Genomic DNA, 22,433 nt, shown 5'->3' with positions numbered 1-22,433 from the left:
ACCGCAGAAATGGATATGTACATCTGCAAGAAACTAGTCGGCTGTCAGGCCGTTATCGCTGGCAGGCTAGCTCCCACAATTTGAATGGTGTGCATCCGGGGGAGCCAGGTCGGCCCGAAGGCCGCCTCGGCTCACTCCGCCCCACCCTCCCCCTCGGGAACCACTTTGTTCTGAGTCAGGTAACGGTCGAGCGTCTCATTGTTAGCAGGCGAATTATCCCCCGCCACCTGCCACATATTCCGCTCAATCCCCTGCGCCAGCAAATGCCCGACCGCAGCCTCAATGGCCGACAACACACACAATTGCGCCGGTTCATTCGTGGTATAGCCGACTTCCGCCTCCAGCAACTTCTTGAACTCGATAAACTTGAACACCCCGGCACTGCGGCTCACGGAGTAGATCGTCTTGCTGGTCATGACGTTGGCCAACACCTGACCACTGCGCACATCCACTGCCCGCAGGTTGACCGTCACCTGATCCACCCGGTACTCCCGGGTAATGTCGATCCCCAGATAGCGCGCCCCTTCCCCGCCGCTGCGCACGTTGGTGTCATAGGCAATAATCCCGCCTTCGAGCATCATGTTCGCCGCTTGCAGCGGCGGCAGTTCACCCTGGATGTTCACCGGTGTGTTGGCTTTTTTCTGCGAGGCGCGAATGATCTTGCGCTCGGTCAGCAGGTTCTGCAGCCCTTCCCGTTCCAGCACCACAAACCAGCCGCTGGCCTGCATCGCATCCATCAACATGCTCGCCGCGCCCTGGGTCACGCTGGTAGAAAACGAACTGGCCGGGGTCGGTTTGTATTGCCCGGTCTGGTCCCGAAATCCGTACACCACCGCCATCAACCGGCCCTTGGGTCGTGGCATTTTCAGCAAGTCGTAATAGGTCGACGCCCGTGGTGTCAGGGTCGGGGTTTCGGTGTCCTGCTCGGCCGACACCGGCTCGCGCAGACCACAACCTTGCAATGTCGCCAACAACAGCCCTAGCACTATTATTTTTTTCATGTCCCCAACTCCCCATCGACCGAAAGCCCCATCAAGGGTTTAGGCCGTTAACCTGGATTTCCGAAATTTCACCGGTCGCGCGGTCGGTCACTTCAATGGTCAGTGAACCCGAATCGTCGACAACGTTGACAACAAAAGCGTCGGTAGAAAGGCTCCCCGAGTTACCGGAAGAGATGTTGTCCAACACTTGCCCCAGCAAGCGCGATTGAAGCTGACTGGTGAACCGTTCCAGCGCGGAAGTGCCGGCCACGGGGGTGCGGTTGTTCAGGTCAGGGTCGTCATAGTCGTTCTGCGCCTGAGCGTTGTTGAGCAGCCAGGTGCCATTCAACGGGTTGCCACCGAACGAGGGGTTGACGGGCGTATAGACCAGCTCCGTGGCCTGGACCAAACCACCGCTTCCCAGCCAGAGCAGTAAAATGCCGGTGCGCTGCCAGAACGTTTTTGATTTCATAATTCGTCCCTCTCCAGGTCCGTTGTGTCCTGCAATAAGGCCTCCAGCTTGCGCTGGACAATTTGCCCGCGAACCCAATCGGCGGCCTGATAGGCGTCGTCTTTGAGTTCCACGGTGTTCGGTGGCAGGAAGCGTCGATAAACCAGTCGCTGCTGATATTCCACGGTCACCAGGCTGCCCCAGCGTGCCGAAGGTCGTTCGCGTACCACCAGGTTGAAATCCATCGGACTGGTGGCGCGCAGTCGTTCACTGAACGAGTAGTAAAAGTCGTGGCCAATGTGCGAGATCGTGTCATCGACGATGAACCCGAGCATTTCCTCCTCTTCGGCGGCGCTGGCGAAGGACGCCACGCACGTGAGGATCAGGGCCGCGAACCAGTGCCTGTTCATGGCGATAGCGCCTGAGGCAGTGCAGACTGGTTTTTCGGTGGGCCCGACGTGCCGTCAAGGAAGGCCTTCTCGGCCACGAACTGCCAGTCTTTGTAACTCGCCATGCCGTTGAAGTCTGACCACTGGCTGGGAAAGTCAGTCTGCTTGAGCGGCGTGTCCGTCGAAGGGCTGCTGATGCCGGTGATGCGCCCGTCGAAACCGAGCATCAACTCCCATTCCCCACCGCCAATCGGGTCCGGATACAACTGGCGCAGATGATGTTTTGGCGATGGAAAACGCTCGTCCGAAAGCAGGTCTGCCAGCTCTTTCGGATACTGGGCCAGGCCTGGTGAACTGCGGTAATAGCTGCGCAGTGCCTGGGCGTATTGGGTGCCGACCCACAGCAACTGACGTTCCCGATCGCGGCGCGAGGCGGTGGCCCACAACTCACCGGCACTGGCCAGGCCCATGCCCATCACCACGATCAGGAACAGCACGCCCAGGTAGGTGAATCCCGCCTCATCGGTGGGCTTACCACTCTGAATAAAGGCTGCCATCACGTGCCCTCCCTGTGGCTCCACTTTTGATATCGGCCACCCCACCCGCCACGCCATCCGGTGGCGCAACCAGAACCCAGGTGTCTTTACGCTCGGCAATCGGGTCCATGGGCGCGTTGCGCAGGTAACGCTGCTCGATCAGTTGATCGAGCGAATCGGGGTAACGTCCGGTGTCGCCATAGTAGTGATCCAGTGCTTCGCGCATCGCCGACAGGCTCTGGCGCAGCGTGGTTTCTTTCGACGTTTCGAGGCTGTTGAAATAGCGTGGCAAGGCAATGGTCATCAGCGTCGCGATGATTGCCATGACTACCATCAGCTCCAACAGGGTAAACCCCTTTTCCCGACGCATATGCTCACCACTCCCGGTACGCGATGCCGTTGAGCCCTTTGCCCCGGGCCTTGGAGTAGACGTCAAAGACGTCTTCACCGTCGCGCGGGTTTTGAGCCGTGCTGTCATATGAGCGCAAGCCCCAGCCACCTTCGTCGTCACGCTTGACCGCTGTCAGCGGGTCATGGGGTACGCGACGTAAAAAGTAGAACTTGGCGCCCTTGGCGCTGCGCACATCGCGCACGCCCTCCACCAGCACTTGAAGGTTGGGTGGATAACCGCTGCTGTTCAGCGACTTCTCGATATAGCCGGCGTCAAAGGCGCGTTTGTAGGCGTCGATGCCGTCGCGAATCTGGTACAGCGCAGTACGCAATTCCTGCTCTTTGCCCCGGCGCACGATGGTCTCGGTCAGCGGCGCGGCCATACCAGCCAACAGGCCGATCAGGGCCAGCGTCACGACGACTTCGATCAAGGTAAAACCGCGTTGCGAGGCGCTCATGATCAAGGAGTCTCGATGGTCACTTGAGTGGCGGTTGCAGCCAACGGCCGACCGCCAGTCACCTGAGTGGTTACGCCAGACACTGCCCGACCGCCAGTCACCTGGGTGGTTACGCCTGCCACTGGCCGGCCGCCAGTCACTTGGGTGGTCACGCCAGAAACTGCCCGGCCGCCAGTCACCTGGCTGGTAACACCCGCCACCTGCCGTGCGTTGTGTTCAGCCTCAATCGACGTTTGCATCCCGCGATCCGGTGCCTGGACGTGCATGCTGGTTTCGGTGCCGGTCTGGAATTCCATGTCTGAAGGGCTCTGGTAAGGCAGGTTGCGCACGATCCGTGGCGTGATCGACAGCACCAGTTCCGATTTGCCAACGGTGTCCTTGTTGCTGCCGAACAAGCGGCCAAGCCCTGGAATGTCACCCAGGCCCGGGATCTTGTTACCCGTGCTGCCATGGTCGTTACGCACCAGGCCTGCGAGGATTTGGGTTTCGCCGTCATGCAGGCGCAGTGTGGTCTGGGCGTTGCGGGTATCGACCTGAACCGGAATAGTGCCCTGGCGGGTCGGTTCCAGCGGCGTGGCGTTACTGACTTCCAGGGCGATCTTGATCGCCACTTCATTGTTCAAATGCACGATCGGTTGCACTTCGAGCTTGAGACCGACATCGAGGTAGGTGACGCTTTCGGTGATCACCGGCCCTTGAGTCGACGGTACCGAGGTCGCACTGATGATCGGCACGCGCTGACCAATGTGAATGCGCGCCTGTTCACGGTTGGTGACACGAATCACCGGGCTGGCCAGGGTGTTGATGTCGTTGTCTTGCGCGTTGATCTTGGCTTGCGGCGACGGTGAAATGGTGATCCGGTCGGAGTTGATGCCTTTGAGTTGATCGAGGATCGTCACGGGCGAACCGTCGGTGTTGATGACGCCGAAGGTGTTCGGCCATTGCAGGCCAAGGTCAAGAATCCGTTGGCGCGCCACTTCCATCACTTCGACTTCCAGCACCACTTCCGGGTTGGACTGATCCTGTGATTGCAGGAGCTTTTCCGCCATGCGGATGGCGTCTTCGGAGTCGCGCATGGTCAAGGTGTTGAGGCGTTCATCGACAAACACGTCGCGGGTCTTGAGCATGGTTTTGATCATGTTCAGCGCGGTGTTCGCATCGATGCTGGTCAGGTAGAAGGTGCGCATCACCAGCTCCTGGTAATCCTTGAGCTTCTGAGGCGAGTCCGGGTAGATCAGCAAGGTGTTTTCGTTCACCACTTTCTGGTGCAGCTGGTTCTGTTGCAGCAGCAGTTGCACGGCGTCTTCGATGCGCACGTCGCGCACGAAGATCGTGGCTTTCATGTCCGGGCGCAGGTCCTTGTCGAAAATGAAATTCAACCCGGCCACCTGGGACAGCACTTCGAAGATGGTTTTCAAGTTGGCGTCGCGAAATTCCAGGGTTACCGGACGGTCCAGGCGGGTGCGCAGTTGTGGATACTGAATCACGTTGCGGCTCTGCACCAGGCGAATGTTGGCTTGCAGCTCCAGGGCGCCTTGATTTTGGGGGTCGAGTTCGAGGATCTGTCTGACCTGACGGTCGGCCCCGTAAATGTCACCACGACGCAAATCCCCACGGGCCAGTTCGAGTTTTTCATCCATGCTGCGCAGGTACTCGAGTTGACGCAGCGCGTCCTGAGCGCGACGGTTGTTCGGTTCGATGTTCAGTACCCGGCCATAGGCCATGCGTGCAGAGGCGAAATCGCGTTGTGCGCGGTCCATGTCGCCTTGGGTCAGCAACGATGTCACTGCCAGCGCCCGACCGCTGGTGAGCGCTATGTGCAGAGCGGTATCGCGAGGGTCTTCGCGCAACCCTTCTTCGATACGCGCCAGGCCGGCTTCGTACTGCCCCGACTCGATCAGCTCGGTCCCTTCCTTGTTCGCGATCTGCGCCGAACTGCACGCGGCCAGCGCTGCAACGATGCAGACGCTCAACAGCAAACGGGATTTATTCATTGCTCGCTCCCCACAGACAAAGTCTGGGACACATGCAGAGGCAAGTAGACAAAGCTCAGTTCCACATCGGAAATCCGCTCGATCCGCCAGTTGTCGTCGATCACATCCCCTTTGCGTACGACGTATATTTTTTCGCCGCTCTGCAAAAACACTTGCAGGTCGGAGCGGTCATGAAGCTTGCCAATGAACTGGAAAGGCATCGGCGGTACGCTGGGGGCTTGGACCACCGGAGTTGGGTTGACGGGTTGTTCGATGACGCGGGCCAGGGTCTGTGCCGGCTTCCAGCTGCGCGAGCCAAAGAGGTCGCCGGACGGGCTGAGGTCCTTGATCACCGCTGGTTTGCCATCGGCAGATACCGCCGGCAGTGCTCCGCCGGTTTTGCCTTTGACCGGGGTGGTCACGGCGGCTGAATCCTCACCTTCCTCCGCTTGCTGGAAGTATTGAGGTCCCCAGGCCAGCCCTGCGGCCACGCCGAAGAACGCCACCCAACCCATTACGCGTTTGGTATTCATCATGACCTCGACAGGTAGAGGGTCATGCGGATTCGCCCGGTCAGGTCGGTGTCGACGATCTTTTTACGCTGGAACTCCACATCCTCCACCACCACCGCTGGCAACTGGCCGAGCAAGGCGTGCAGGAAGCGCCGCAGTTGCGGATAGCTGCCGCGCACCGGCAGCAGAATCTGGTAGCGGGCCAGGTGTGTCTTGGGGTCGATACCCAGTGAGTACTCGCCGCGAGCCAGAGTGATGCGTTCCTGAGCGGCCAATGCGTAGATCTTGTCGATGGCCACGGTGGCCTGAGGCTGCGACGGCAATTTGCTGCGGAAGTCATCGAGCTGACGTTGCGGTACGACCGGGGCAGCAACGCTGCCGTCTTCAACCTTGGCCAGGTACTCGCCGGCTTCACGGGTCTGCTGGCTGAGCTGTTGCAGCGCTTGCCAGTCCGGCACCAGGGCGCCCAGACCATAAACCAGGGCTACCAGCAACAGCGCCAGGCCCGCCAGGCCAGGAACACCCAAACCTTGCAGGTATTCGTGGACGATCAATTTAGGGATTCGCATCGCCGATCTCCCAACTGGCCGACAGGTTGAATTGCACCGGGTGTTCCGGCACGTTGGCGACGATTTCGTGGCTGAGCAACGACACGTCGGACAGCTCGTCGCTGGCTTCCAGGCGTTGGTGGAATTCGAGCATGGCCTCCAGATCCCGCGCCTCGGCACTGATGCGCACCTGACCTTTGCGAGCATCCGGGGTCAGGGTCAGCAAGGCGACGTTTTCCCGCGGCATGGCTTCGAGCATGGAGAACAAGCGCTCCCAAGGCCGGCGCAATTGCTGGGAAACTTTGCGCATTTCGGCCAGGTTCTGTGCCTGCTCGCGGGTTTCCGCCGGGGTCAGTGTGACCTTGCTGCCGGTGTCGCCGGTGAGCGCACGCTGGGCGTGTTGCAAATGGCCTTGCTGTTGCGAGGCCTGTTCGTCGAGGTGGTGCTGGGCGACCAGACACACCAGCGCCAGTACCACGCCACCGCCCAGCAAGCTCCAGCCCAATGGGCCGGCACGACGACGCGGCTGGAAGTCGAGCATCAGCGGGCGCATGTCAGGCCACCGTCCGAGACATGACGTACAAACTGTCGCGTACGGATGTCTGGTCTTCTTCAAGGGTGCGCAACTGCACACCGGGTACGTCGGGGTGTGAGTCGATGCGCGCCGGGGCATGCAGGTAGAGATTGAACGGCCGTTCGCTGGTGGAGGCTTGCAGCTGGCTTTCACGGCCGATCAGTGCGGTCAGTGAGGCGTCGCTGTCACTGGTGCCTACCGAACGCACCGCCACCCAACGCCCTTCCCGCGCCAGCAGCAGCACACTGCGCACCGGCTCGGCCACCACAAACAGAAAGTCGTCACCGTCAAAGCTCTTGTCGAAGTGGTTAAACGCGGCCATCAGGTACGGCTGCACCGAACGCAAGCGCAGGCCGCGACCGCTGACCAGGCTGCGCAGGCGCGTCAGCAAGTCTTGCGGCAGCGCCGTGGCGATCCGGTCATACCGCGCCGGTTCGGCCGACAGCACGATGCTCCAGGGTTGAGCCGGTACACCGTAAAGGTCTTCAAAGCACAGCTGGGCGAACCCGAGCAATTCGTCGGGGGTGCTGATCGCATCGCTCCAGGGCACCAGGCAGAAACGGCTGAAGTGCCCGGAAATCACCACACTCAACTCCGCACCCGCAGGCGCATGTTCACCCAGCAAACGGTCGAGGGTTTCGAGGGCGACGGCCCAGGCATGGAAGCCTTCGTCGATAAAGCCGACGCTGCCCAGCCACAGGGTTTCGCTGCCTTTGCGCTGGCCCAGGCCGACACCACTGGCGCCGAGCACGGCGACATAACGATCACGAGACAAAAGTGACACGATTGATCTCCTCAAGCGTGGTCCGCCCCTGTTGCACCAGTTCCAGTGCCGACTCGCGCAGCAGGCGCAGGCCGCGTTTGCACGCGTGGGCCTTGATTTTCGAAATGGGTTGGCGCTCAACAATCATTTGCCGCAGTTCATCGTCCAGGTGCAGCAGCTCGGCGATCGCACTGCGTCCGCGATAGCCGGTCCCCCGGCAGTGACCGCAGCCTTTGCCATGCACAAAGTGGTAATGCCCGACTTCTTTTGGATCGAGACCCGACGCCTGCAACTCGTCGTCGGTGGGTGTGACCGGCGCACTGCAACTGGCGCAGACCAGGCGGATCAAGCGCTGCGCCAGCACCGCGTTGAGGGCCGACACGAGGCTGTACGGGTCGATTTCCATTTGGGTGAAACGACCGATCACGTCGAACACGTTGTTGGCGTGGATGGTGGTGAACACCAGGTGACCGGTGAGTGCCGATTGCACGGCGATTTGCGCGGTGTCCGGATCGCGGATTTCACCGACCATGATCTTGTCCGGGTCATGGCGCAGGATCGAGCGCAAACCACGGGCGAAGGTCAGGCCTTTCTTTTCATTGACCGGAATTTGCAGCACGCCCGGCAGTTGATACTCCACCGGATCTTCAATCGTGATGATCTTGTCCACGCCGTGGTTGATCTCAGTGATCATCGCGTACAGCGTGGTGGTTTTGCCGCTACCGGTCGGCCCGGTCACCAGCACCATGCCGTAAGGTTCAGCCGCCAGGCGCCGCAGCTGGCGCAGGGTTTCCTCTTCGAAGCCCAGCGCCTGCAACTGCACGCCACTGACCTTGTCGGCCAGGTCTTGTTTGTCGAGAACCCGCAGCACCGCGTCTTCACCGAAAATGCTCGGCATGATCGATACCCGAAAGTCGATCTGCCGGCCGCTGATGCCGATCTTGAAGCGGCCATCCTGAGGCACGCGTTTTTCGCCGATGTCCAGTTCTGCCATGACCTTGACCCGGGAAATGACCTGCTCGGCGAATTCGTTGCCCTGGATTTTACTGATGTTGTTCAGTACGCCATCGATCCGGTACTTGATCACCAGGCCGCTTCCGGTGGTACCCAAGTGGATATCACTGGCGTGCATTTTCAAGGCGTCGTAGAGGGTCGAGTTCACCAGCTTGACCACCACACTGGAGTCTTCGCTGATGCTCGTCAGGGACAGGCTTTGCAGGGTGTCGATCTCGGTGTTGCCGTCGGCCTGGGCGTTGAGCGACTCCACCGCGTGGAAGCTCTCTTCGTGACGCGCCAGGTAGGCTTTCAGGTCGTCGGCATGCACCAGGTACAGCGGCGCACCGTGCAGGCAGTCGTCGATCCAGGCCAGGCGCGCCGTATCGAAGGGGTCGGCAAACACACCAATGACCGCATCGTCGTGACGCAGCAGGATGAATTCACGCTTGAGGCATTGGGCCAGGGTGACCCGGTCGAATACCGGGATGGCCTTGAACAGGCTGTCGGTGTCGAGCACCGGATAATGCAGGGTGGTGCCGAGGCACTGGATGAAGGGCATCGGGTCCAGTTCGCACAACACCCCGAGGGCTTCGAGTACCCGTTCGCCGGAAGTGGTGGCGCGGGCCCGGGCCTGGGCTAATTGCTCACTGGAAAAACGAGACGGTACGCAGTCCAACAACGCCGGTTCGACGGCAAGGGATAGACGATCCATGAAATGCTCTCCAACACCCGGGGCTTTGAGCCCTGTCGGCGCGGCGAGTCATTGCGGCGGGTGCCGGAACGTCTTGTCGCGCCAATTACTCCCCGGTGAGCAGTTGTTCGTCGTCTGGCGCCATGGAGGCCGATGTCTTCCGTCGGCGATCCGCAAGCACCCAACTACCGTCGTACAACTGCAGCGGGAAACTCTCGGTCCTGCTCTGGCGTCGTTCGACGAATCCTTCGGCAGTGCTCACGCCCGTTCTGGGTTCGCGCTTCATCCCTAAAAGGTCACAGACTGCACGGGCCAATTCCGCCAACGGAAACGGTTTGAACAGGATATGGCTGACTCCCAGTTGCCGGGCCCGCTCACAGACTTCAGCGGTTGGGTGCCCGGTAATCAGCACAAAGTGGCACTTCCTGTTTTGGCGGATGGCATCGAGCACCTCAAAACCTTCCATATCGGGCAAGCGGTAATCGAACACCATCACATCGGGTGCAAATTTTTCGGCTTCGCCGATGGCCTTCGCACCGTCGTTCGCTACCAGGACTTCAAGCCCTTGCGCCCCCAGATAATCCTGGAGGTTTTGTGCAAGAAGCTGTTCGTCTTCAACAACCAGTATTCTGTTCAACAAGGTCGACTCCTTGTAACCGCAGGTCCGAATTCCGTTCCTGGGAGTACGCGCCTTAATTAGGCTAACGCACACTTCATGCCAGACTGAGAGCCAGTTTTTGACCGGAACATCTCTTTGATTTCCATCATAAAATTTTTTCGCTCGCGAACCCCGTCCCCCAAAGACGGGGAAGCGCAAGGATTTGCAATGATGCTTTCCCCACAATTGGGGAACAAGCATCAATCATCATCAATCCGTTCGATTCGATTGGTTGATCGAAGCTGCGCCAAAACTTGCAGACGAGCCTGGGCCTGTTCCTGTCGGGCAAGGTACGCCCGTACCATTTCAAGCCCCTGAGTTTCTGTGACATCGGCTGCATCCCAGTGGTTCTTTAAATAAATCAGATGCCAACCCAGTGGCGTGCGCACCGGTTCACTGACATCACCGGGCGACAGAGCAAAGGCCGCCGCTTCGAACTCCGGCATCATGCGGCCACGAGGGAAGGTGCCCAGGTCCCCGCCTTCACTGGCTGTCGCGTCTTCGGAGCCGGCCCGGGCAACGCTGGCAAAGTCTTCGCCCTGGCTGATTTTTACACGCATCTCCGTTAAGCGTAGACGTGCCGCTTCAACAGTGGCGGCATCGGCACCTTGCGGCACTTTGATCAGGATATGCCGGGCCTGGATTTCTTCCGGCCGGCTCATGTCGGCGCGGTGCTCCTCGTAAAATGCCCTGACCTCTTTTTCATCCGGCTTGTCCACCTGAATCAGGTCGGCAAAAACTTTTTGGGCGGCCAATTCACGGCGGGTGTACTCGGTAAAACTGGCTTCATCGAAACCGGCATCTTCGAGCCGGCGGGCAAACACCTCAGGCCCGCCGATCGCTTGTCGGGTCTGGGCGACCTGGTTTTGCACGTCGGCGTCGCTGATGACCACGCCGCGCTTGACCGCTTCCTGCCACAACAACTCCTTGTCGATCAACGCATCCAGCGCCTTCTGACGCAGTTGCTTGTAGGCCTTGGGGTTACGAATGTTGCCCACGGCCCTGCCCTGATCTTCGAGAAATTCGGCGAAATAGCGCTCCAGACGAAACTCGGAAATTTCCTCGCCATTGACCCGCGCGGCGGCCGGCCCGTTGTTGCAGAACGCCACCGGGACCCACAGTGTCAGCAGCATCAGCGCAATGTTGAGTTTCATGATCGGCCTCCGGTCAAGGCATGACAGCAATGGGTTTGTAGGGGGCAACCAGGAAGAAGCGCCGGTCGGGCAGGTCCACGGTGACGACATGTGCACCGCTCAAGCCCAGGCGACGCCCCGGGCCAAAGCTGATCAGCGGGGTCAGCCCGGTATCGAAATCGTGCAGGGCTTCCAGGGCACTGACGAGCTTCTCGCGGCTGGCGTCGCGCCCGGCCTGCTTCATGCCTTCGCTCAACAATTGCATCGAACTGTAGGCGCCGACCTGCAGCACCGCGTGCTGACCACCAAGCCCCTGTTTTTCGCGCAATTGCGTCAGCGCCAGACGTCCGGCCAGCGTCCAGTCACTGGGCACGAACGGGTAGGCCAAAAACAACCGTCGGGAAAATCCACTGGGCAATTGCAACACGTCGCCGGCCACCTGATTCGACGCTGCGAACAGGTAAGGCACCTGCCCCGCCGTTTGCAAACGTTCGGCCAGACGACTGAAGCCGGTGCCACTGCCCAGGTAAAACACCGACCGCGAGCCCAGCGGCAGTTCGTCCCGCATCGAGTCGTAGGCTTGCAAGCGCACCTGCTGCCAAGCGTTATCTTGCAGGTACTGCCCGAGGTTTTGCGCCGCCAGCCGTTGGCCCGGTTCGTCCGGGTAGGTAATCAGTGTCGGCCCCTGGAGCACGCGCAAACTGGCGGCGGCGTAGTTGGCCAGGGCGATCAGCTGTTCGCGCAGCCCCGGCAACGGTTCGAAAATTTGGCGACTGGCCTGCGCCGAGCCCTGTAACGACAGCGGCCCGATCAGCGGAATCCCCGCCCGCTCCAGACGCGCCGCCAGGTCCGCGTCCAGCGCCGGTGCCAGTGGTGCGATCAGGGCGAACACCTGTTCCTGATCGATCAATTGGTCCAACGCCCGTTCGGCACTTGCACGATCCAGGCCGGGGTCGAGTATGGTCAGGCGCAATTGCCGGCCATGAATACCGCCCGCCGCATTGATCCGCGCCACACTGCCCCTGAGAATGGCCGCGACTGTGGCGCCCTCGTCGGCCAAGGGGCCCTGACTGGGCAACAACGTGCCCAAGTGCAAGCTGTCGTCGGTCAAACCGGGGTCGCGGTCATCGGCCACCCGCTTGAGGTAGGCCGTGAGGTTGCGTTGATCTTTCATCGACAGTACGAACCGTGGCATCGCCGGGTCGAGTCGGTTGTTGGCAGAGTCGCGACCTTGCGCAATGGCACGGGCCAGCGTGCCCTCGGTGTAAGCCGGGTAGTCGCGGCCGTTGATTTGTGCCTGGCCATAGCGGCTGGAAAGGCGCGACCAACTGATATCCGGTGGGCGCACCCCGCCTTCCGGCCGCCCCTGCCCGTCAGCGCCGTGGCAGTTGGCGCACGGCAAGCTGGTGGCCGGCAGCAGCATATCGGCGGCGCCGACCCGGGCCATGACCGGTTCACCGCTCTCGGCCACACCTTCTCGGTACAGGCGCTTGCCCGCGCTTTCGCTGGGGCTCAACGCTGACGCCTGGGCGGCGATAGGAATGCCGCCAAGGAGTAGCAGGCCGAGGACGAGGGACGTTTTCATGGCGCGGACTCAGCGACCGGCCACGGGCATGGTCAGCAACTGCAAGCGCTGAGCAATGGCGGCGGCCGGGGCATCGGGGCGAATTTTGCTCCAGCGCTTGTTCGCCACATCACCGACGATCAACTGCGTCGAGTGTTGTTCGGGGGTCGGCACGATCTGGCCGATACGCCCCAGGACAAGGTCCATTTGCGCCTTGTCGCCGGTAAGAAAAAGCCAGTGGGGCCCATCGACGCCCTGTTTCAAGGTATAGGCCTTGAGTACCGCCGGTGTATCACGCAGCGGATCACTGGTAAGGGAGATAAAGGTAATCCCATCCGCCTTGTCGCCCAGCAACTCACGCACCTCCTTGAGCTTGCGGGTAATCAGCGGGCAGGCATCGTTGCAACTGGTGAAAATCACGTTCAGCAGCACCACGCGGTTTTGCAAGGCGTCGCTGTAGAAGCGCAAGGTCTCGCCGTTCTGATCCTGCAACGGCGTATCGGTAAACCAGGTTTGGGCATCATGCGTGCCGGTCGCCGGTTGCGCGGCAGCCACCGCTGGTGCGGCATCTTCGTGCGCTTCGTGGGCCAACGCCGTCAAGCTGAACAGGCACATGAGGGTAAAGGTGAGTGCTCTCATGGCTGTTGCTCCATGGCGATGGCGGTGTGTTTGGCGTGGGTATTGCGCAGGCCGCTGAGTTTCTCGACTTCACGGGTCAGCACTGCCGGGTCGGTGAACCCGTAGTAGCGGGTCCAGTGACGGTTGTTGCCGTCGCCGACGAGGATCAATGGCTGGTGGTTTTTGATGTCACCACTGAACGAGCCCAGGCCTTTGAGGGTTTCATTGATCGACTGCGAACTACCGGTCAGCCAGCTCCAGCCGGGGCCTTTCTGGAAGTTGCGGGCGTAGTCGTTCAGGCGTTTGGCGTCGTCGCGCTGCGGGTCGACGCTGATCGACACCAGTTGCACTTCGCCGCCGACCCGTGCACCGAGTTGCGTTTGCACCTTGCCCATGATCGAGGACACCACCGGGCACACCGTGGTGCAACTGGTGTAGATGAAGCTCATGACCACGATTTTGTTGCTGACCAGGTCCTTCTCCAGGCGCACCGGTTGACCGTCCTGATCCACCAGTGCCACGTCGGCGAATTTCACCTGTGCACGTTCGGAACTGGCGCTTTGGGCCGGCATGTCGTGCCCGGCGTGCTCATCCGCCGAGTGCGCCAGGGCTTGACCGATACCGGCAGTCAAGAGGCAGAACGTCAGCAATCCATGATGTGCGAAACGGTTCATGTCGGTGTCCTCTTCAGTTCGTAATGCCGGGCAGAACCCGCACGCTGGCAAAAGTCTTGTCGTCAAAATTCGCACCCAGCGACGCCGCACGCACGTGCAAGTACCACGCGCCGTTCTGGTCCAGGGTTACCGGGGCTTCATAGATGCCGTTGCCCACGTCGAGAGCAGCGACTTCCTGAACCCGGGAAGTCGGGGCGAGGAAGTAGCGCACGTGAACATCCTTGACCCCGCTGCGCTGGATCTTCTGCTGGCCCTCGACGATGCGAAAGCGCACCACGTAAGGGCTGCCGATGGCGGTCGTTGCCTTGTCGAGCATGAACTCCACTTTAGGCACACCAGCGTGTTGGGCGAGTTGTTTGTCGGGCTCAACCAAGGCCGTGAAGCAATGAATGATGTTCGGTTGATTGAGCAGGAATGCCACATCGAAACGCCCGGCCGACGGCAATTTGATCCGTGAGCTGTACAGCCCCGGCTCGACCTCGCGCAGGCTGCGGTCGATGACCATCGCCGCCCGTGCCACTTGCCCGCGATTGGGGTAACCGGACATCGGCGCGTTCATGCCTTCGGCGTAGAAATAGGTGGTGTTGTCCACCGGGTTGACCACGAACACCGCGTTGTCATCCCGCGACACCGCCAGGCTCGACGCCAGCGGCAGGTCACCGGCCAGCCGTGGCGGCTGCGGTCCGGCTTCGAAACCCTGACTGATCGGCGTACGCCCCTGGCCCAGCGACGACAAGTTGATCATCGTGACTTTGGCCGACGCCAGTCCGCGTACATAGGCATACGCTTTGGTGAACACCACTTGGTAAGGCTCGGCCGACACGTCCAGTTCATGGATCAACGAGTCGGTGGCGGCGTCGATCACCGAGGCCTGGTTCTCCAGGGTATTCAGCACAATGCCGAATCGACCGTCAGCGCTGAACCCCATCGGTCCCAGGCCCTGCTTCACCTTGATCACCCGGCGCACCGCCAGGCTGGCGCTGTCGACCACGGTCACGGTGCCGTCCTGGCCATCGGCGACATACACCGCCTGGGACAGCGGCGAGTAGGCCACTGACAGCGGGTGCGAGCCGGTCTTGAGTTGTTTGCTCACGGTCAGGCTGGCGACGTCGATGATGCTCAAAGTGCCGTCGTCGCGGTTGGTGACGAAGGCAAACCGGCTGTCCTTGCTGAAAGCAATTTCGTGATGCCCGGCCCCGGTGGCCAGGTGTTTGAGAGTCTTGAGGCTGTGGGTGTCGATCACCGTGACGCCGGACTCGTCGGATTTTGACGCGTTGTTGCCAACCCACAGCAGACGCTCATCCGGCTGCAGGGCCACACGCACCGGGTTGCTGCCGGCAGCCACCGACTCCAGCAACTTGAATTGCTCGCTGTCGATCACCGCCACTTCCCCCGCCGTCGGCATCGACACAAATACCCGTTTGTTGTCCTTCGGGGTCACCCAATCCATCGGCGGTTGCTTGAGGTTGATCCGGGCCATGGTGCTGGTGATGCCCCCCACCGACACCGACGGGTCGACCACCGAAACGCTGGCATCGCGATTCATCACCAGCAGGAAATAGCTGTTGAGGTCCAGCAACGGCCGCGCACCAATGCTGGATTTGAGGAACACCCCGACCCGCGACTTGCAGCTTTGCTCGCGACCCTGGGCCTGGTCGGCGGCGACGGTTTCGGGGTCGAGCCAGGCGCCGGGATTGACGCCCGACAACGGCTGGCCCGAGGCACTGTCGTTGACCCGGAACTGTACGTCGGCAAATTCGCCTTCGCGCAGCACACCGTCCTTGGCCAACGGCTTGACCTCAAGCGCCACCGAAATACCGTCACGGGAGAGGTTCTGGCTGCTCCAGGTGTCAGGCTGAGCGACCTTGCCCGGATTGTTGATCGGCGCGGTGCGCCAGACGCCGAAACTGATCAGCGCGCCCCCTGCAATCAGCGCACAACCGGCGATTTTGATGGTCCTGTTCATCGCTCTCTCCCCTCTTGATTCTGTATCTGCCGCGCAACCCTTGTGGGAGCGAGCCTGCTCGCGATAGCGTCATTTGCCTCACCCCATAACACCGAGGTGACTTCATCGCGAGCAGGCTCGCTCCCACAGCCCATCTCCCGGCTTACGGCGCCGGCGCCGGTTCTGGTTCGTTGGTCACCCGCAGCAAGCCCCAAAGCCCTGCGGTGTTGCCATACGCCGCGTAATCACGGAACAGGTAATCGCCCGGTATCGCATTACTGCCCCCGGCGCTCGGGTGCATGAAACTGAAGTGCGCCGCCGGCAGGATGCTTTCGTGGGCGCCGATGTACATCGACATCGGGTTATAGCCGAACCGCACCGAACCCACGCCAGGCGTCATCATCGGATAACCGCCGGTGTCGCTCTTCTCCGACAGGAACGGGTTGACCGACCAGACGTGACCGTCAAGCTGGAAGGTCGAACCACGGCTGCCACCGGTCGGCATCATGATGTGGGTGCGGAAAGGTTGCCCCGGTTTGACATACAGCACCGGCGTCTGCGGATCGCCCCCCACCAGCGCATTGCTGTAGGCCATGTGTGCGTTGGGCACGTCGCCGTAACCGAAGCCACCGGCGTGACCGAACGGCGCGTCCGGCGGCAGGCCGAAACGGAACCACATCGGCTCGGTCTTGTAGTTGATGGCCATGCTGGAGTTGTCCTGTGGATCGGTCGGCACCCCCTGACCTTCAGCGGCAATACCTTCCACCGGCCGACCATTGGCCCAGCGAATGTTCAAGGCTTTCTGCCAGACCATCGCGAAGTCGCGGTAGAGGGTCTGCCCTGGCGCGGTGACCGTGGCGTTGACTTTGCGCGCGTCCTCAACCCAGGTGGCGCCAACCGGCAGGATGCTCATCGCACCGCCCAGGCCTTTTTGTGGCTGCTTGATCACATCCGCCGGGGTGAAATTCAACCCGCCGAACTCCACCGCCGTGGAAATGATGTTGTCGACATTACGGCCCAGTTGGGTGATCGGTTTGCCTTCACGCTCCAGGTGCCCGGCGTAGTACTGATAAATACGCGTCGGGTACGCACCGCTGTTGCCAATGCGTGGCGGTACGGTCTGGATCGGGTTGGCGCCGACGTTGGTGCCGTCGGATTTGGTGATGTCGTACGCCAGCAGTTGCGCGTGCAGGCCGACGTGGCTGGACGGCCGCATCAGGTTGTTGCTGAAGGTGGTCGCGCCCTGGCCGCTGTTGCGATCACGTTTGACCATGCCTTGCATCACCGCCGTCTGGGTCAAGTCCGGCATGACCACTGGCAAGCGGTTTTCCAGGGTGATGTTGATGCAGTCACCTGCCGCTGCACGCAGCACCAGCGGTTCGACAGGTACACCGGGTTTGAGCTTGCCGGTGTTCGGGTCGAGATCGCTTTTGCGCACATACAGAATTGCGGTCGGATCATGCAGCGGCCCACTCTGCCCGCCGATGGTGAAGGTCTCGCCATCTTCAGGATCGGTCACGGTGACCTGAGGAATGTTCACCGTTCTGGAGTTGTAAACCAGGGTGCCGCCCGCCGGGTTCAACGGCCCGCCGACATGCTGGCCGAGCCCCGCCGGATCCGCTATGGACAGGTTCAGCGGATTGCCGAGGATGTCGTTGGCCAGTGCCGCGACCACTTCATAGTTGCGTTGCACGGTAGGCCGGGTGCCGATGCCGTTCGGGTTCGCGCTGATCCGTGGGCAGGAGCCATCGAAAGCCACGGTGTTGCGCATGCCGGCCGGTTTCGGGTTGTTCGGCAGTGCGAACAGATCGTTGCGTTGCGCAGTGTAGTTGCGCATCACGCCCCAGATCCCGCTCCAGTAACCTTCCAGGGACGCATCCATCGAGTACAGATAATCCCCGGTGGTTGCCGCCGAACTGGACAGCATCGAGACCGGCGCAATGAAGCCCATCTGCTCGGAGATCCCGATCATTTGCGACGCGCGCCAGCCGGAGTTGGAGCTGTTGCCAAAACCGGAGCCGCTTTGCAGCCATTTCACCCCGTGCAGGGTCACGTTGTGCTCTTCTTCGTGACCGCCGGCATGCACCCGCAGCCGCACATTGTCACCGGTGTAGGTACGCAGCATCGGGGTGAACGGGTCACCCGGCTCCGCACCGCCACGGTTGATGTGTGGCGGGAACAGCGTGGTGCCGCCGGTGGGGCCGGTGGCGGCGGTGATCTGGTTGGGCGCCAGGTTCATCGCCGGGATCGCCCGATCGGTACGGCTTTGCATGGCGTACGAAAGGTCGCCGCCGAGGCCATCGGCCTGCATCCCGCGTTTGCCATCCGGGCCGACCTTGTTCGGGTCGTACACCCGCAGGGCCAGCGGTTCGTTGCGGTAATTGACCACGAACATGCCCGGGTCATCCACAGAGATCGCCTGCGGGCAAGGCCGGCTTGGGCAGCCCGGAACCATCCCGCCCTGAACTTCGACCACACCTTCCAACAGGTTGCTGGCGTTGTTGCGCACCGGCGGGTTGATCGCGTAGCGGAAGCTGTCAGCAGTGGCCGGGAAGGCTTGGGCGTCCGGCACGCCATTGGGGCCGGCGCCGACGTACACACCGGCTTCATACGCGTGCTGGAAGTCGCTGTATTCGAGGAAGAACTCACGGAAGCTGTCGTTCTTGCCGTCGCCGTCCAGGTCACCGGTCGACACCACCGCTTGCCACGAGGTCGGCCCGCCGTCTTGCCGCGCGCCGCTGTACAACGGCTCGCCGGTTTCGGCGTGGAACCAGGTGGAACCGGCCGGTTCTGCCAGCACGGTGGCGTACAGACCGATCTGTTGGTGCGTCGACGGGCCTAAGTGGTCGTGGGTGAAAATGGTCCCCAGGCCACGGTCGACGCCTTTGGCGTTCACCACCGGATCGACAAACCAGCGCTGCATCGCCGTGCGCGCGCCCACCCAGTCAGCCCGGCCGTATTGACCAAAGAATGGATGCGCCTTGGCTACCGGGCAAACGGGCGTGCCGTCACGCGGGTCAGTGCCTGCGCACTGGTTGAACAGACGAATCGCGTGGATGCGCTCTTGCACGGCACCGGGGGAAAGCACGCCGTCTTCATAGTTCCAGCCGTTGGCCGAGCCGTCAGCGGCAGTCAGGTCCCATTTGGGCAGGTGAATGTGCTGGCCGATCACGTCGGTCGGTGTGCGCACTTGATAATCGTCCATCTCGTAGATGGCCGGTACCAGGTTGGTTTGCTGGTACTGCACGCAGTCGAAGGTGTTCATGCGCATCACCAGCGGCTCTGGCGGACGCTGTTTGGTGATCACCGGCCAGGCGTCTTCCCACAACGCCAGAATGCGCGCTTGCGGGAAGTGGTAGCCGACCTTGTTGTACACCGCATCAAACTGGATGTTTGCCGCTTTGTAGATGCGTGGACGGTCGGCGGTGAAGGTCGACGACCCGGTGAACGACAGGCCGTCGATCCGTTCGCCGCTGTTGAACTCGCCCGTGCCGGCGCTGGCGGTCAGGCGTTTTTGCCGATCGTCCATGCACGGTTCGTAGTACGGCGCACCCGCCGTCGGCAAGGCACCGTTGGTGCGGAAGTTGCGCGCCACCACTTGATTGCCTGGCAGTACGGCGTAGCTCGCGTGTTCTTTTTTGGCGTGGAACGCCATGGCCGCCTGTTCGACTTCGGTGCCTTCTTCAGGCATGTAAATCGGTTTGGCTCGAGTCACTTCCTTGGAGAAGTCCAGCGAAGTGGTCACGGTGTGCGCCTCACCACCGGAGGAGAATCCATCCAGGGAGTGACGGCCCAAACCGCCGTCCCAGCCACCGGACTGCGCCGGGTCAAGGTTGGCCCACAAGGCATTGCCGCTGGTTTTCAGGGATTGCGCCTTGGCGGCGTCGAGCATGTCCAGCGGCGGGGTTGGCGGACGTTGGCCCACCGAGGTTTCCATGCCGCCGATCCAGAACGGATAACCAGGGTTTTTCAGGCTGCCGTCGGCGTTGCGGTTGGCTTCGCTGCGGTCCACCAGGGCCAGGGAACCGATGGCTTGACCACCACTGCTGCCGCCATGATGCTCGCCGTCGTCATCGCCCTCTTCATCGTCATCGTCATGACTGGCCACCAGGGTTTCGCTGATCTTCGGCACAACCGCCACTTTGCCCGGCATCGGCGCCATGGCTTTGCCCGGCAGCGGCACAACCGCTGGAATGGGCGTGCCGGCAATGATCTCGCCGTCAGGCAAGGCCCGTGCGCCCGCCGCCGGCTTACCGCTGCGCAGGGCGTAAGGTTCACTGTGATAGCCGTCGTTACCCTGTTGGGAGACTTCGAGTCTGGTGCCTTCTTCAAACACGTCATGCACTCGCCACATGGCCCACATGCCTTGGGCAAAGTGCGGGTAGAAGTGGCAGTGATAGATGGCATCGCCCGCTACGCGGTTGCGGTTGCCCGAACCGCCGTTGGCGATTTCATAGGTGTAACCGGCACCCGGGCCAATGCCTTGGGCGTCGACATAGTCGGAGTTATCGTCGTTAGGGTTGAACAGCCACTGATGGCCGTGCAGGTGGAAAATGTGCTGCTCGTGACCGTTGTGGGTGTTGCGGAATTTGACGAAGTCACCGATGTAGCTGTGGTTGACGTTCGACGGCTCGGAGGGGTACAGCGCCATGGTCGCCTTGACGCCGATCTGGTCGGCGCGTGGTGTTTGACCCGGCAGAATGTTTTCCAGGCCGACGTTGGCCGGTACGTCCACCAGCATCGCCACGTCCCCCACGGTGTGGGAACTGAGGAAGAACTCTTCATAGGCGCAGGACAGGCAATCGTGCATCGGCCCGACGCCCAGACGGTTGGCCACCACTTCGGCGCCCATGCCGCCGGAGCCGTAGTTGATCATGAACGAATCGCGGGTCGGTTCCAGCACGTGGGCCATCACCGGGTCTGCCCAATACGCTGGGAATGCCTGGGTCGCGGCAACTTCATCCTGGAACTGCGAGGCGAAATCGCGGAACGGTTCCAGCCGGTTTGGCAGCGCCGGGTTGCGTTTTCCCATGGATTCCAGTGGATAGGTCGACGGTGGGAAGCTGCCGTCGGCATTGCTGCCCATCACGATCGCGTCGCTCTCGCTGGAGATGATTTCATTGCCATCGACCATGTTGATGATCGGCGTGCCGGCCTTGCCTTCACGAATCCACGGCTCGCGCTGCGGGTAGCGCGCCTGGTAGTCGACAATCGGCTGCCCGGCCGGGGTACGGCCCGAGCTGGCCAGGCGCATCTCTTCTTCGGTCACGGTGTTGCGATAGGTGCGCCCGCCCTTGGGCACCACCACCACTTCGCCGAACAGGCCGTTGGCCACGTTGCCCGCATCGCCTTCACCGCCGAAGGTGGCGCCACGGCTGCTGGCCGCAAACGCGCCTTCGCGCTCGGCGTACAAGGTGTAGGAACGGGTGGCGCCAGGTGGAATCAATGTGTTGGCATTGCGCCCGGTAAAGGAGGCGATATCGTCAATGCTGTTGACTGCTTGCAGGCCATTGACCTGGAACCCGACGTGACGGTCGGTGACTTGCTCATCGACCTTGAAATCGTCGGCATTGCCGACTTCCACTTCTTCTTCACCTTCCTCCTCGACGCCTTCGTGTTTGCCGGGGTTGGCTTGATACGCCAGCAGGTTCTGCAGGTTGATCGTCAGGCAATCACCGGCGGCCACCCGCAGCACCAGTGGGCGCGGCCGCTTGTCGGGTCGTAGCGAGACTTTGCCCGGCACCGCCGACCCGCCCTGGGCCAGAGACATATTGTTGTCATCGACCACGTCCCGGCGAAGGGCAAACATCATCCCGTTAGCGTTCTGTGCACCCAGGCGATTGAACATCAGCGGCTGATCCAGCGCCACGACGTTGGCCACCAGGTTTCGTTCACAACGGACGGCTGCTTCTGCCACCTCGATGCCGAGCATCGACGCCACCAACAGCAGCAGATTAAACACAGACGGAGCGTAAGGTTTGCCGGTCATGACCACGGGCCTCGCGGTGGGTGTTCACAGGAATAATTCTCGACTGATACCGGCACAGCAATCCCCATGCCATAAATAATTTTCTTGTTTTTCATATAGTTAGGTTTGCGACTTGATAAGTCGGGGGATATTCCCCGTTTATTCCCCACTTTTCTGCCGGGGCAATCTTTCCCCACTATTGGGGGATGCGGGAACGCGGTTTTCGATTACAACGGCGCATCCACGGCCAGGCCCTGCAAGCGGCGGTATTGGCGTAGAACATCCGGCACGTAGCGCTGTGTTTCGGCGAATGGCGGGATTACCCCGCCGCGGCTGAGTACGGCTTGCGGCCCGGCGTTGTAGGCCGCCACCGCGAGGGCAATGTCGTTGTCGAACAGGGTCAGCAGGCGCTTGAGGTATTTGGCGCCGCCCTGGATGTTGGACTTGGGATCGTAGACATCCTTGACGCCCATCTCCCGCGCGGTGTCGGGCATCAATTGCATCAGCCCGCCAGCGCCCTTGGGGGACGTCGCGTCGGCGTTGTAACGGGACTCGGCGCGAATGACCGCATGCAACAGCGCCGCCGGCACTTCATTGGCCGTGGCGGCCGCC

The 22,433-nt window shown here is 61.4% G+C and carries 20 protein-coding genes; all 20 read right to left on the bottom strand.

Annotated elements, in window-relative coordinates:
• Window positions 1-131 precede the first annotated feature (131 nt).
• Window positions 132-1,001, bottom strand: coding sequence for a CsgG/HfaB family protein (locus PMI22_RS22275; protein WP_007943955.1), 870 nt, complete (start codon window positions 999-1,001; stop codon window positions 132-134).
• Window positions 1,002-1,032: 31 nt separating this feature from the next.
• Complete coding sequence (locus tag PMI22_RS22280; protein ID WP_007943953.1) at window positions 1,033-1,452, bottom strand: curli assembly protein CsgF; 420 nt, start codon at window positions 1,450-1,452, stop codon at window positions 1,033-1,035.
• Complete coding sequence (gene csgE, locus PMI22_RS22285; protein WP_007943952.1) at window positions 1,449-1,841, bottom strand: curli production assembly/transport protein CsgE; 393 nt, start codon at window positions 1,839-1,841, stop codon at window positions 1,449-1,451. The genes PMI22_RS22280 and csgE overlap by 4 nt, the downstream gene beginning before the upstream one ends.
• Window positions 1,838-2,377: a type II secretion system protein gene (locus tag PMI22_RS22290; protein ID WP_007943951.1), complete on the bottom strand. Its 540-nt coding sequence runs from the start codon at window positions 2,375-2,377 to the stop codon at window positions 1,838-1,840. The genes csgE and PMI22_RS22290 overlap by 4 nt, the downstream gene beginning before the upstream one ends.
• Window positions 2,352-2,726, bottom strand: coding sequence for a type II secretion system protein (locus PMI22_RS22295; RefSeq protein WP_007943950.1), 375 nt, complete (start codon window positions 2,724-2,726; stop codon window positions 2,352-2,354). The genes PMI22_RS22290 and PMI22_RS22295 overlap by 26 nt, the downstream gene beginning before the upstream one ends.
• 4 nt (window positions 2,727-2,730) lie before the next feature.
• A complete protein-coding gene (locus PMI22_RS22300) occupies window positions 2,731-3,204 on the bottom strand; it encodes a type II secretion system protein (protein ID WP_007943949.1) in 474 nt (157 codons plus the stop codon).
• Window positions 3,205-3,206: 2 nt separating this feature from the next.
• Window positions 3,207-5,198: a secretin N-terminal domain-containing protein gene (locus PMI22_RS22305; RefSeq protein ID WP_007943948.1), complete on the bottom strand. Its 1,992-nt coding sequence runs from the start codon at window positions 5,196-5,198 to the stop codon at window positions 3,207-3,209.
• Complete coding sequence (locus PMI22_RS22310; protein WP_007943946.1) at window positions 5,195-5,710, bottom strand: hypothetical protein; 516 nt, start codon at window positions 5,708-5,710, stop codon at window positions 5,195-5,197. Before PMI22_RS22310 ends, PMI22_RS22305 begins: the two co-directional genes overlap by 4 nt.
• Window positions 5,710-6,258 (bottom strand): GspMb/PilO family protein, encoded by a 549-nt coding sequence (locus tag PMI22_RS22315; protein WP_007943945.1) that lies wholly within the window; start codon window positions 6,256-6,258, stop codon window positions 5,710-5,712. The genes PMI22_RS22310 and PMI22_RS22315 overlap by 1 nt, the downstream gene beginning before the upstream one ends.
• Window positions 6,245-6,790 (bottom strand): PilN domain-containing protein, encoded by a 546-nt coding sequence (locus tag PMI22_RS22320; RefSeq protein ID WP_007943944.1) that lies wholly within the window; start codon window positions 6,788-6,790, stop codon window positions 6,245-6,247. Before PMI22_RS22320 ends, PMI22_RS22315 begins: the two co-directional genes overlap by 14 nt.
• Window position 6,791: 1 nt before the next feature.
• Window positions 6,792-7,595 (bottom strand): hypothetical protein, encoded by an 804-nt coding sequence (locus tag PMI22_RS22325; protein ID WP_007943943.1) that lies wholly within the window; start codon window positions 7,593-7,595, stop codon window positions 6,792-6,794.
• On the bottom strand, window positions 7,576-9,282 hold the full coding sequence (locus tag PMI22_RS22330) for a GspE/PulE family protein (protein ID WP_007943942.1): 1,707 nt from the start codon (window positions 9,280-9,282) through the stop codon (window positions 7,576-7,578). The genes PMI22_RS22325 and PMI22_RS22330 overlap by 20 nt, the downstream gene beginning before the upstream one ends.
• A gap of 85 nt (window positions 9,283-9,367) precedes the next feature.
• A complete protein-coding gene (locus PMI22_RS22335; protein ID WP_007943941.1) occupies window positions 9,368-9,901 on the bottom strand; it encodes a response regulator in 534 nt (177 codons plus the stop codon).
• Window positions 9,902-10,119: 218 nt separating this feature from the next.
• Complete coding sequence (locus PMI22_RS22340) at window positions 10,120-11,073, bottom strand: peptidylprolyl isomerase (protein ID WP_007943939.1); 954 nt, start codon at window positions 11,071-11,073, stop codon at window positions 10,120-10,122.
• Window positions 11,074-11,086: 13 nt separating this feature from the next.
• Entirely contained in the window at window positions 11,087-12,637 is a 1,551-nt protein-coding gene (locus PMI22_RS22345) for a cytochrome c/ABC transporter substrate-binding protein (RefSeq protein WP_007943937.1), read from the bottom strand.
• Between the two features lie 9 nt (window positions 12,638-12,646).
• A complete protein-coding gene (locus PMI22_RS22350) occupies window positions 12,647-13,255 on the bottom strand; it encodes an SCO family protein (RefSeq protein ID WP_007943934.1) in 609 nt (202 codons plus the stop codon).
• Window positions 13,252-13,908 carry an SCO family protein gene (locus PMI22_RS22355; RefSeq protein WP_007943933.1) on the bottom strand — a complete coding sequence of 219 codons (657 nt, stop codon included), beginning with the start codon at window positions 13,906-13,908 and terminating at the stop codon, window positions 13,252-13,254. Before PMI22_RS22355 ends, PMI22_RS22350 begins: the two co-directional genes overlap by 4 nt.
• A 13-nt stretch (window positions 13,909-13,921) precedes the next feature.
• Window positions 13,922-15,874: a YncE family protein gene (locus PMI22_RS22360; RefSeq protein WP_007943931.1), complete on the bottom strand. Its 1,953-nt coding sequence runs from the start codon at window positions 15,872-15,874 to the stop codon at window positions 13,922-13,924.
• Between the two features lie 142 nt (window positions 15,875-16,016).
• Window positions 16,017-21,842, bottom strand: coding sequence for a manganese-oxidizing multicopper oxidase MnxG (mnxG, locus tag PMI22_RS22365; RefSeq protein ID WP_007943930.1), 5,826 nt, complete (start codon window positions 21,840-21,842; stop codon window positions 16,017-16,019).
• A 206-nt stretch (window positions 21,843-22,048) separates the two neighbouring features.
• On the bottom strand, window positions 22,049-22,433 hold a 385-nt coding region (locus PMI22_RS22370; protein ID WP_007943929.1), incomplete at its 5' end, for a lytic transglycosylase domain-containing protein.

The sequence above is a fragment of the Pseudomonas sp. GM21 genome (assembly GCF_000282215.1).
Classification (GTDB): Bacteria; Pseudomonadota; Gammaproteobacteria; order Pseudomonadales; family Pseudomonadaceae; genus Aquipseudomonas.
Note: the sequence above shows the minus strand (reverse complement) of the source record. Positions and strands in the feature narration are given on the sequence as shown.